The following is a 12,588-nucleotide window of genomic DNA, read 5'->3' on the forward strand; positions in this document are numbered from 1 at the left end:
AACAATTAAAACATGCGTTTTTTCTGACGCATTACTATATTCAATAATAAACCTATACTCAATAGATTGGTGGTCAAAGCACTAACACCATAACTGATGAAAGGCAATGGGATCCCTGTTACTGGCATAATCCCTGTCGTCATACCTACATTGACTAAGACTTCAAACAAAAACATAGACCCAATACCTGTAGCAATTAGCATACCAAAGGGATCTACTGATCGTTTGGCAATTAAAAAACTACGATATACCACCACTAACAATAATCCTAAGACCACACAACACCCAAGAAGACCCAATTCTTCTCCGACCACGGAGAAAATAAAATCTGTATGGTTTTCTGGCAAAAAGTTCAGTTGACTTTGGGTTCCTTCAAAAAGGCCTTTTCCAAATAGCAAACCTGAACCGATTGCAATTTTAGATTGGATAATATGATATCCGGCTCCAAATGGGTCTACATTGGGATTCAAAAATACCATAATCCGTTGTTTTTGATACTCTTGCAAAACAAACCAACTTAGCGGAGCTAATGCCACCATGGTACCTACCATAATCTGCACTAATCGCATTCGAATACCACTAACAAAAAGCATGCCTGCCAAAATAGCCACATACACTAAGGATGTTCCTAAGTCAGGTTGCTTAAATACTAGTAGTGCCGGAATTCCTAAAAACAAGAATACTGGCAACAGTTCTTTAAAGGAATTTAATTTTTCTACCCGACTTTCCAACATATTGGCAAGGCTAATGATCATCATCAGTTTTGTAAACTCTGATGGTTGGATAGTAATCGGACCAATCTGAATCCAGCGCTGCGCACCCAGTGCTGATGTACCCACGATCATAACAGCCAATAACATGAGGATGGTAGCTGCATAAATCCATTTAGCATAGGGACGCAAACGCTCATAATCTAGCCATTGTAGACCTACAATGGCTATGATATTTAATCCAAAAAATAGTAATTGCTTTGATACCAGTCCCGTTAGTTGTAAACCTTCGCGATTCACATGCGTAGCACTACCAATCACAATGCATCCTATGATGATAAGGCTAATCGTAGACAGCATCAAAATCCAATCCCATTCTCGTATAATTCTCTGCCACATAGTATACTCCTAGTCTACTTTTTGCTCTTTTATAGAAGATGTGCCCGTTTTGGAATCACCTTTTTTCCCGTTCACTGGTGCAACAACCGGTTTAGGAATATGAAAATATTCTTCTAAAATCGGACGTACAATAGAGCCGGCTGAGCTAGCTCCAAAGCCACCTTGCTCCACAAGAGCTACCACAACAATACGGGGTTTGTCATAAGGTGCATAGGCGACGAACCAACCGTGGTCAGTACCAGTAGCATTCTCTGCAGTTCCTGTTTTACCAGCTACTGCTAGGGATAATCCTTTAAAAATTTCCCCTGCTGTACCACCTTCCAACGTTACATCTCTAAGACCATTACGAACAATATCCATAACTGCTTTAGACACTTGTAAAACGCCTAGCTTCTTAGGTCCAAAGATTTCTTCTGGCGTTCCATCTGCATTATCAATGCGGCTCACCACATACGGTTGGTAACGAATCCCTCCATTGGCAATTTCAGACATAACCACTGCCATCTGTATAGGCGTGACCAAGGTAAAAGACTGACCTATAGCAGCATCAAAAGTTTCCCCTAAATACCAATCTTGATTAAATACTTTCCTCTTATATTCTGGACTAGCTAAGTTACCACGACCCTCATCATAGAGCTTAATACCTGTCTTTTCTCCTAATCCAAAGATTTTAGCATATTTATCAATATTTTCTATACCTAAGCGATTACCCATTTCATAGAAATACACATTATCAGATTTGGCTAAGGCTTTATTAAAGTCAAGCCAGCCCAAGGCTTCTCCCTCTGCATTTCGCTTATCAATTAACCAGTGTTTACCACTATCGTAAATCATTTCATTAGGAGTTACTTTTTTTAATTCTAATGCGGCTGCGCCAGTAATAATTTTAAAAGGAGATCCTGGTGGATATTCACCTGTAACTACTTTATTTTCAAAAGGATGGTTCGCATCAGTATTGAGTTGATTCCATTGTTCTGTGGTAATCCCTTTGGCAAACCAATTCGGATTAAATCCTGGGGCACTAACCATCGCCAATACAGCTCCTGTGTTAGGATCTAGGGCCACAACGGCAGCACCCTTTGCAGGAATACCTTGCGATCTAAGAGTAGCTAATTGATCATACACAGCTTTTTCAGCCACTTTTTGCAAATTCAAGTCAATTGTCAAATGAATATTTCGCCCTGGTACTGTATGTTTACGGCCTACTTCTTCAACAGGTCGTCCGCTGGCATCTACCTCTACTTGACGACCACCATCAACACCACGCAAGACAGAGTCATACATTTTCTCAAGGCCCGATCTTCCTAAAATCGTACCCGCTCCAATAGGGCCTCCAGAATTTGTGCCTTCTAATTCTGCTTGCTTTACTTTTGCCAATTCTTCTTCGCTCACTTCTCCTACATAGCCCAATAGTTGAGATGCCATTGTATCATGAGGGTAATAGCGAAGTGGTTCTACATCTACTGTAATACCTGGTAATTCGTGACGATGTTCTTCAATTTTTGTGACCTTATCTAAGGTTACATCACTAGCTAATCTAATTGGTTCATAACCACCTTTATGAGCTTCTATTTTATCTGCTAAGGTTTTCACTGGCACTTGCAAATAAGCAGCCAATTGTTCTAACACTTTTGGATCTGCCTGTTTTCCAGTTGGCAACATAGATACCATATAAGCAGGTCGTGAGCCGACGATAATTTGACCATTTCGATCATACATCAACCCTCTAGTAGCCGTCATAGATAAGATACGTAACCGGTTCCCCTCTGCTTTTCCGCGGTAATAATCACCTTCAATAGCTTGTAAGTAAAATACACGTCCTAATAAAACAGCAAAAACGAGGATGACTATAGTTAACAACACATCAAAGCGTGTAGTTTTTTTCTTTTTATATAGTGCTTTTAACATAGTCTCTCCTTTCTACCACATGTATTCATCTTTCTCTTCCCAGCGCCATACTAGTTTGTGCACTAAGATTCCCACCAAGGCATCAATACCTATCGAAGGAATGCCATGATTCCAAATATAGGTGGTCAATATAATAGGCTCCTGCACAATCCACAATAAGCCTATTTGCACTAGCATCACTAACGCCGCTCCTAGTCCAATCCACCCAGCACTGGCATACCATTGTTCTTCATAAATAGTCAAATGTATAGACCCTAAGGCATAACTCACTGCGGCATAGGATACCACATGTAATCCAAAATAATTACCAATCATCACATCCTGGACAATACCCCCTACAACAGCTAATAGCAGTCCAGAGGAACGCCCTTTCAGTATAGTAACGGCTAAGGCAATATCTAGCAACAAATGAGGTGCCCAAGAGTAGGGAAACCATCTAGGTACGACTAAAGATTGGATAATAATCACACCTACTAACATCAATGTCCAGGCAAATCGCTTCATTGTTGCACCGTCCCTTTAGCACCTTCTACTTGATCTCGTTGCGTGCGAGGAATCAATTTTGGCTCTAATTTTGGCGTTTCTGGTCGCGCTGTAAAGGATTTGGTAATGATGAATACTTCTTCTAAACTTTGAAAGTCTACCGTAGGCTCAATGATTGCATGTTTCACAAAACCTTCTTCATCAGTCACAATATCTTTCACATGACCTAATAATAATCCCTTTGGATACATACCTCCAAACCCTGAAGTTACAATTGTATCGCCTTTTAGCACATCACCATTTAAGGCAATGTTCACCATTTGTGGCTCCATAGGGCGATTCCCATTCCCTTTCAGTATAGATGCAATTCTAGATTCTGGTCGTTGCACGATAACACCAGTAGCAGATCTTGGATCTAATATGCTTTGTACCCGTGCAGAATGTTCATATACATCTGACACAAAGCCTACGACCCCACGAGGAGCAATAACTGCCATATTAGGCTCTACCCCATCTACACTGCCTCTACTAATAGTGAATGTATCCGTCCAAGCCCCTCTATCACGAGTCACTACAGAGGCTGCTAATAAAGCAAATTGGGGTTGTTCTCCTTTAAATTGTAACAATTGGCGTAAACGAATATTCTCTGCTACCAATTCATCATAGGCCACTTGCTTTTGCTCTAATTCTGCATTGCGTTCCTCTATATCAGACATATCTTTCACACGTAGAATACCATCATCAATAATCGCAATCCCCGTATGTATTCCTTCTAAGAAACGACTAGCTCCATAAGTAAATGGGGCCATCAAATTTTCTAGAGTTACTGTTACTACTGGAACTTGTGTTCTTTGTTTCCACACATAACCAAAAATACCTAGTACAGTACAAAGAATGACGATCATAGTCAACCATTTGCGTTCAGATTGTTGCATTAAGATCGCCCCTTTCGTAATTTACTTGCCACTAACAATCGTTCTAAACGTTGTACATCTGCGGCAGCTCTTCCTAAACCAAGTGCCACCGTATCGCCGGGCGTATCTGCAATGCGTACAGGAATGCCTAGCTCCTCTTGGATGTGCCGGTCTAACCCTTCAAGTAAGGACGTACCTCCCGTAAGGAGCATGCCACTTTCCATAATATCTGCCACTAATTCAGGTGGTGTTTTTTCCAAAATACTGCGTATAACAGCCACCATATCTGCAATAGGTTGTCGCAAAATTTCATAGACTTCGCTTTTACGAATGATACAGCGTTTGGTGAGTCCCGTTTCAGAGTGACGACCTACGATAGTGTATTCCCCTTCGATAGATGGAGCGATCGCACAACCAAGAGTTTGCTTAATGTCTTCCACTGTTTCATCGGATACCATAATAGAAAACTCATTACGTATATAATGGTAAATAGCTTCGTTTAATTCATTACCACCAATCCGTGATGTGCGGCTTGCTACTTTACCACCCATCGATAAAATAGCTACATCCGTAGTACTACCGCCAATATCGACAGCCATACTACCACGGGCCTCAAAGATAGGAAGCCCTGCACCAATCGCTGCTGCTACTGGACTTTCCAGCAAATGAGCTTCCCGAGCGCCCGCCTGAATGATGGCATCCGTCATCGCTCTTCGCTCTACATCGGTAATCCCACAAGGTACTGCCATGACGACACGAGATCTGCGAACCGCCTTGGACGCTTTGTTCATAAAATACTTTAACATGGACAACACAATACGATAGTCCACAATAAAGCCCTCTTTCAGAGGACTCATAGGCGCTAATGTTTCCGGATTACGCAATAACAAGCGTTGTGCATCTTCCCCAACGGTGACGATATTCTCTTGCTTTGCATCCGTTGCCACGATGGATGGTTCTGATACAACCACCCCTCGACCTTCCACAAAAATATGCGTATGAAAGGTCCCAATATCTATTCCTAAATCTCTTCCTAATGAAGAAAATAATTTCATCGAATCTCTCCTTATAAAGAATTCCGTATTTTATTAATTGTAACATACTTTAAGGAGATTATAAATAAAAAAGCCAGCAGTTCCTAAGTTCTACTGGCTTTCAGTCTATTTACTTTATTCCCACTCAATGGTTGCTGGTGGTTTACTTGTAATATCGTACACGATACGGTTAATGTGGTTTACTTCGTTCACGATGCGGCGGGAGATAGTATCCAATACGTCATAAGGGATACGTGCCCAATCAGCTGTCATAAAGTCAGTTGTAGTTACACCGCGCAATGCCAATGTGTAATCATAGGTACGGAAGTCACCCATAACACCTACTGTGCGTGTACTTGTTAACACCGCGAAGTATTGATTAATGGAACGATCTAAACCAGCTTTTGCGATTTCATCGCGAAAGATGTAATCCGCGTCACGCAATACGTCCAGTTTATCTTTTGTCACTTCACCCATGACACGAATCGCAAGACCTGGTCCTGGGAATGGTTGACGCCATACTAGGTAATCTGCCAAACCAAGTTCAGCACCTAATTGACGAACTTCGTCTTTGAACAAGTTGCGAAGTGGTTCGATTAAGCCTTTGAAATCTACTACTGCAGGTAAACCACCTACATTGTGGTGAGATTTAATGACTTCTGCTTCACCAGTGCCAGATTCGATTACGTCTGGATAAATGGTACCTTGTGCTAAGTAATCAACGGAACCAATTTTACGTCCTTCATCTTCGAATACACGAATAAATTCTTCACCAATAGCTTTACGTTTCGCTTCTGGATCTTCAAGACCTGCTAATTTTGTTAAGAAACGTTCTTCTGCATCCACACGAATGAAGTGCATACCAGAATCTTTGAACGCCGCTTCTACTTCGTCACCTTCGTTTTTACGCATCAAACCATGGTCAACGAAGATACAAGTTAATTGGTCCCCTACAGCTTTGGAAATTAACGCCGCTGCTACGGAGCTATCCACACCACCAGATAATGCCAATAATACTTTGCCATCACCTACTGTATTGCGAATCTCTTCAATAGCAGTTTTTGCATAGTTTGCCATCGTCCATTGGCCTGTGCATCCACATACTTCATACAAGAAGTTGTGCAACATTTCTTTACCATGTTCTGTATGTAATACTTCTGCATGGTATTGCATAGCATATAAACGACGCTCTTCGTTTTGCATAGCTGCTACAGGGCAATCTTTTGTATGTGCCACGATTTTGAAACCTTCTGGCACTTTTGCCACATAATCTACATGGCTCATCCATACGATTTCTTCTTCTGAAAGTCCTTTAAATAATGGTGAGGACACGTCCACATGAGTTGGAGTTTTACCAAATTCACGTGTTTCCGCAGACGTTACATGACCACCTAATGTATGTGCCATAAATTGCATACCATAGCACATACCCAATACTGGAATGCCAAGTTCAAATACTTCCGCTTCCATTTTAGGAGCATTGTCTTCGTATACGCTAGCAGGACCACCTGTGAAGATGATACCTTTTGGCTGTAATTCTTTAATTTTTTCTAATGCTTTATTGTATGGATATACCTCACAATACACATTATTTTCACGTACACGACGCGCGATCAGTTGGTTATATTGACCACCAAAGTCAACGACAACAACCATCTCTTTTTGTTCCATTCTGTCCTCCCACAATCTTCTGTTTATAACTTCAATATATAAACACTATATATTAAATATTATACCCTATGCACTAAGTTTTGACTAGAATCGGAAGTCACGTTCTCCCTCTTCCATTTGCGCAATATAAGCTTTGGATTTTTCTTTCACTAGATCATTTTTAATAGAGTCTAATTGCACGTCGATAACAGCCGCACCAACAGCTTTTGTTTCCTCATCTGCATAGTCTAGTAAATACTCTTTCAATGTCATCAACGCATTCGGTTGACAACAGTTGGAAATTTGTCCACTCTTAGCCAGTGCCATAAAGCGGTCACCTGTACGTCCTTCACGGTAGCAAGCCGTACAGAAACTTGGTACATATCCTAATTGTAATAACCATTCCACAATTTCATCCAAGGAACGGCGGTCACTCGTATCAAATTGAGCAGAATTTTCTTCTTCTGGTTCTTCTTCTACATAGCCACCGACAGATGTACGAGACCCTCCAGAAATTTGCGAGATACCTAAGGCTAAACCACGCTCACGCATAGCTTGACTTTCACGAGTAGACATAATCATACCTGCATACGGTGCAGACACACGAATCAAAGCTACAATTTTTTCAAAAATATCGTCTGGTACAGCATTACTGAAATCATCTACATCGATATCATCAGCTGGACAAATTCGAGGCACACTGATCGTATGCGGGCCTACACCAAACTTCGCTTCTAAATGTTCTGCATGCATCAACAAGCCTACGAAGTCATATTTGTAGTGTTCCAATCCATAAAGGACGCCAATACCCACGTCATCAATACCTGCCTCCATAGCGCGATCCATAGCCGTTGTATGGTATGCATAATCGCTCTTAGGGCCTGTTGGATGAAGGGCTTCATAGTTTTCTTTATTATATGTTTCTTGGAACAATGTGTACGTACCAATACCTGCCTCATGTAATTTTCGATAATCTTCTACTTCACACGCCGCAATATTGACATTGACACGACGAATTTCTCCATTATCTTTTTTGATGGAGTAAATCGTATCAATACATTCCAAAATATATTCCAGTGGATTTTCCAATGGATGTTCGCCAGATTCAATAACAATCCGTTTATGCCCCATGGCTTCTAAGGCCATCACTTCTTCACGGACTTGATCTTGGTTTAATTTTTTGCGAGTAATGGTTTTATTTTTTGCATGGTATGGGCAGTAGACACAACCATTGATGCAATAGTTTGATAAATATAACGGAGCAAATAATACAATGCGATTACCATAAATCGCTTGTTTAATCTCTTTTGCTAAAGCAAATAATTTTTCCTTATATTCTGGCAAAGGACATTCTAACAGTACCATCGCCTCACGGTGGTTTAATCCTACACGAGTTTTTGCCTTTTCTAATATGGCATCCAATAAAGGACGGTTTTCCTTATTTTCTTCTGCATATTGTAAAGTGGCTAGAATCTCTTCGTGATTAATAAATTCTTCCGCCTTGGAAGAGCGTACATCATACATAGTAAACTCCTTTTCTACTGACTTAGTAGATCTATGATAGCCTACATCTTTCTAGGCTTTGTCCTAACATAAGCGCTATACCGATTTTATTAGATATAGCCTTTCTTTTATTATACTCCACTTATGAATTGATGTATATAAAATTAGTGTACATTATGAAAGCAAATATTAATACTATGTATGCATAAACAGAAATATACATCTATTCATTTGTTCATTTTGAAAGTTTCCTGCCCCATGCAAACAAAAAAGGCCACCAGATATTACTATCTAGTGACCTTTTATATGTGTTATGATTAAGCTTCTACAGGGTATACAGAAACTTTACGGTTATAACGACCAGCACGTTCAAATGCTACACGGCCAGGAACCAATGCAAACAAAGTATCATCTTTGCCGATACCAACGTTAGCGCCTGGATGGAAATGTGTACCACGTTGACGAACTAGGATGTTACCACTTTTTACAGTAGAACCGTCATGGCATTTAACTCCAAGACGTTTGGACTCGGAATCACGACCATTTTTTGTACTGGAAGCACCTTTTTTAGATGCGAATAGTTGTAATTGGATATTGAATAACATGTAGTTCACCTCCTATTGTTCACTCACTCTAACAAAATCACTATATTGATCCGCCACATTCTTGATACCAAGAAGCATCGTTTCTAATATAGTTTGTCCTCTTTCACTAACAGGTTCTGAAAGTAGGATATGTAACTCACCGTCTTCTATTTGGTACTCCATGGATTGCTTAGCCACCTCATGAAGACCTAAGATCGATGTCTGTGAAAGCATGGATATAGCGGCACATACAATATCTTCTCCGTAAGGACCTGCTTCAGCATGTCCTCGAAAATGACATTCTATGATTTGCCCTAATCGATTGCGTTTCACATCAATGTGAGTCATGATACTTACGCCTCGATTTTTTCGATGCGAACTTTAGTGAATGGTTGGCGATGGCCTTGACGACGACGATAGTTGGATTTCGCTTTGTATTTGAAAACCAAGATCTTTTTCGCTTTACCATGTTCAAGTACTGTACCAGTAACTTTTGCACCGTCCACAAGTGGTGTACCAACTTTAACATCACCGTCTTTAACTACAGTTACAACTTCGTCAAAAGAAACAGTTCCTTCAGCTGCTACATCCAATTTTTCAATAGTGATTACATCGCCTTCGGAAACGCGATATTGTTTACCACCAGTTTTAATAATTGCGTACATTATGACACCTCCTTGTATTCGTACTCGCTGAATGCGGTTATCTAGCCGAAGCCAAATATTATTGACCTCTTCATGCGGCTTGCAATAGTTGGGCGTACCCAAACTATGACTCAATTATTATACATGACAAGCACTGTTTATGTCAACGAAAGAAACCTAATTTTTTCTATCTGTATAGACTCAATACTTGCCGTTTTCACCACCTTTACCCACAATACTTTGGCGATAGTAATACACCTATGCCCTAGGGCGAGCGAATCGATAATAGCAAAGAAGTGCTGCCAAGGAACATATCACCATAGTGATTCCCATAGGAATTGCCGTATATGACCCTCCGATCCCCACGATAGGTGACACAACACCTGCAGACATCATGGAGAAAAACCCTAATAAGGCAGATGCACTACCTGCTAGGTGACCGTAATTTGCCATAGCCATAGAAAAGCTAGCCGCCCCGAATAGAGACACGGTCCCTACGGTAAAGAATAAAATTGTGGTCACCACTAAAAATGGCATATTCAGTGCCATCGCGCTTAAGAACAAAGTGGATCCTAGGAAGAGTACAGTTAAACTGCCTTGTAATAATTGGTAATCCTTAATAACATTACTCAAACGAGAGCTAATTATACTGAACAAAATGATACCACAGCTGTTGATGCCAAATACATAACTAAATTGTTGCGCATCCAACCCCAAAATATTCTGATACACAAAGGATGATCCACTAATGTAACAAAAGAAGGCTCCAAAAGCAAACCATTGAATACCACATTGCCCTAAAAAAGCTTTATCTTTTAGTAGCGTCTTATAGTTTTTGATGGCCTCTTGAATGCCCCCTGCTACACGCTGTTCTGTTGGTAAGCTTTCACGGAATAGAATGGACCCCACGAGAAGAAGAATCGCAAAGCCTGCTAAAACGACGAAAATAAATCTCCACGTTTCATATGCCAAAATTTGTCCTCCCACTAATGGAGCGATAACAGGCGCCAAGCCATTGACCATCATCAATGATGCCAGCAACTTAATCAGAGCCGGTCCCGATGCATGGTCACGAGCGATAGCCTTAGAGATAACTACCCCAAAGGAACCCGTCACACCTTGCAAAAATCGACCCAACAAGAGTACTTCAATATTTGGTGTATAAGCGCAAACCATGGTAGCTACTACGCAAAGTAGGTTTCCCACAATGAGTGGTCTCTTGCGACCTAGCACATCGCTGATAGGTCCTGCAAAGAGTTGTCCCACTGCAATACCGATGGTCATAATGCCGATGGTCATTTGAATATTTGATGCCGATGTATCCAGTTCTCCAGGCATAATTGGCAAGGCTGGCAAATACATATCCGTCGCCAATGGCGTTACCGCTGTGAGCAATCCTAAGAATATAATTAAAAACAATGAAACAGACTTACTTTCCTTCATGCTTTTCCTTTCTAACAATCTCCGCATTGCGAAGCAACACTTTTTTTCCTCGCCAAGCCCATGCTTTGTGGCCGTACTTCGCTTTAAACTCTTTATTCGTCATTCCTTCTAATTCCTCCACCTCAATGTAGGATGTAACCTGTTGAAACTCTGGTATAGGCGTCATAGGAACATCTCGATTGTGGGGGCACACCTCCTGGCATACATCACACCCAAAAATGAGAGGTGTTTTACCAATAATTCGTTCTTCTTCCTCTGAAAGTTCCCCTTTACATTGGGTAAGATAACTTTTACAGGTTCGATAATCTAAATGATCTCCTTGTAAGGCCTTACCCGGGCAAGCACGCAAACAAGCACCACATTGCAGACAGCTCTGTGCAAGCGGTACAGAAGGAGACAATTCCAACGTCGTCATAATAGTGCCAATAACAGTATAGGAGCCCCACGTAGGGTTGATAAATGTTTGGTTCCACCCATAAAACCCTAAGCCTGCCAAGTATGCCATATACCGATCCGCTAAAGGTGACGTATCACAATGAATCTCGTATATTTCGTCAGGATAGCGCTCACGCAAAATATCCACCAGTCGTTCCAAATACTGTCGTACCACAACATGATAATCATCGCCCCAACAGTACCTAGCTAAATTCGTCACTCCTTCCCTAGGCATATAATAAGGAAACAAACAGACTATCGCGGACTTCGGTGAAGCAATAGTCGTGGACCCCTGCAATCGTTCTTCAATACTTCCATTCGTAAACGGACAAGGATAGGGCGTATCCAAATGTAACGACGCCTCCACCGGCAATGGCCAAGACGCCACCCCCACCGCAGGAATATTTAATTGTATCGCTAATTCTTCAAGTTCTAAATTTGTCATGCATTCATTATACTATACAATCCATAGGTTTTATATATAAACAGTCACTCATATATCATACCAATTACGAACAAAGACTATGCATTTGGGGAACTTTATTTTAAATTATAGTTTTCTCTGGAAGTACTATCAAAAACTCAAAACCAATCCAGCTCCCTAAAGAATGCAGTTAAGCATAGCAGAACAAGAGACATTGTCATGGCCTATATACTATGCTATAATTAAAACAACAAAAGAAGAGCCATCGACGTCTGCTAGCGTTAGGCTCATCTCAAAAGTGGAAAATTGATTACGCCTAACGTGTAAGGTCTGGGAAACCTTATTCGTTAGGCGTTTTCGTTAGCTATAAAAGCAACGGAGAACTTCTACAATCAACATAGAAAATTGAATCAATAAAGATAACTTTTCATATGTAGTCATAGTATCATCTCCTCCC

Annotated in this window: 13 protein-coding genes; all 13 read right to left on the reverse strand. The window is 40.8% G+C overall.

The genetic code is table 11. The annotated features are described in order from the left end of the window. Nucleotides 1–5: 5 nt before the first annotated feature. The gene (gene rodA, locus EO113_RS04000) at nt 6–1,109 is read right to left on the reverse strand and encodes a rod shape-determining protein RodA (RefSeq protein WP_009352948.1); all 1,104 of its coding nucleotides are present in this window, start codon (nt 1,107–1,109) and stop codon (nt 6–8) included. 9 nt (nt 1,110–1,118) lie between these two features. Further along, on the reverse strand, nt 1,119–3,017 hold the full coding sequence (mrdA, locus tag EO113_RS04005; RefSeq protein ID WP_127062352.1) for a penicillin-binding protein 2: 1,899 nt from the start codon (nt 3,015–3,017) through the stop codon (nt 1,119–1,121). 12 nt (nt 3,018–3,029) lie between these two features. Continuing rightward, a complete protein-coding gene (gene mreD, locus EO113_RS04010; protein ID WP_009352847.1) occupies nt 3,030–3,521 on the reverse strand; it encodes a rod shape-determining protein MreD in 492 nt (163 codons plus the stop codon). Further along, nucleotides 3,518–4,435, reverse strand: a complete 918-nt coding sequence (mreC, locus tag EO113_RS04015) for a rod shape-determining protein MreC (RefSeq protein ID WP_127135615.1) — start codon at nt 4,433–4,435, stop codon at nt 3,518–3,520. Before mreC ends, mreD begins: the two co-directional genes overlap by 4 nt. Continuing rightward, a complete protein-coding gene (locus EO113_RS04020; RefSeq protein ID WP_126940539.1) occupies nt 4,435–5,469 on the reverse strand; it encodes a rod shape-determining protein in 1,035 nt (344 codons plus the stop codon). The genes mreC and EO113_RS04020 overlap by 1 nt, the downstream gene beginning before the upstream one ends. Nucleotides 5,470–5,583: 114 nt before the next feature. Beyond that, entirely contained in the window at nt 5,584–7,119 is a 1,536-nt protein-coding gene (guaA, locus tag EO113_RS04025) for a glutamine-hydrolyzing GMP synthase (protein WP_062401247.1), read from the reverse strand. Between the two features lie 84 nt (nt 7,120–7,203). Continuing rightward, on the reverse strand, nt 7,204–8,622 hold the full coding sequence (hydG, locus tag EO113_RS04030; protein ID WP_062401249.1) for a [FeFe] hydrogenase H-cluster radical SAM maturase HydG: 1,419 nt from the start codon (nt 8,620–8,622) through the stop codon (nt 7,204–7,206). Nucleotides 8,623–8,918: 296 nt separating this feature from the next. Then, nucleotides 8,919–9,206 carry a 50S ribosomal protein L27 gene (gene rpmA / locus EO113_RS04035; RefSeq protein WP_009353004.1) on the reverse strand — a complete coding sequence of 96 codons (288 nt, stop codon included), beginning with the start codon at nt 9,204–9,206 and terminating at the stop codon, nt 8,919–8,921. A gap of 12 nt (nt 9,207–9,218) precedes the next feature. Then, nucleotides 9,219–9,533 (reverse strand): ribosomal-processing cysteine protease Prp, encoded by a 315-nt coding sequence (locus EO113_RS04040; protein WP_127135616.1) that lies wholly within the window; start codon nt 9,531–9,533, stop codon nt 9,219–9,221. Between the two features lie 5 nt (nt 9,534–9,538). Further along, on the reverse strand, nt 9,539–9,850 hold the full coding sequence (gene rplU, locus EO113_RS04045) for a 50S ribosomal protein L21 (protein WP_009352881.1): 312 nt from the start codon (nt 9,848–9,850) through the stop codon (nt 9,539–9,541). Nucleotides 9,851–10,087: 237 nt separating this feature from the next. Further along, entirely contained in the window at nt 10,088–11,272 is a 1,185-nt protein-coding gene (locus EO113_RS04050) for a multidrug effflux MFS transporter (RefSeq protein ID WP_127135617.1), read from the reverse strand. Next, a complete protein-coding gene (locus EO113_RS04055) occupies nt 11,259–12,152 on the reverse strand; it encodes an epoxyqueuosine reductase (RefSeq protein WP_127135618.1) in 894 nt (297 codons plus the stop codon). The genes EO113_RS04050 and EO113_RS04055 overlap by 14 nt, the downstream gene beginning before the upstream one ends. A 339-nt stretch (nt 12,153–12,491) precedes the next feature. Further along, entirely contained in the window at nt 12,492–12,572 is an 81-nt protein-coding gene (locus EO113_RS08315; protein WP_369688071.1) for a putative holin-like toxin, read from the reverse strand. Nucleotides 12,573–12,588: the final 16 nt, after the last annotated feature.

Origin of the sequence: Veillonella sp. 3913, from assembly GCF_003992235.1 — a bacterium.
Lineage (GTDB): Bacteria > Bacillota > Negativicutes > Veillonellales > Veillonellaceae > F0422.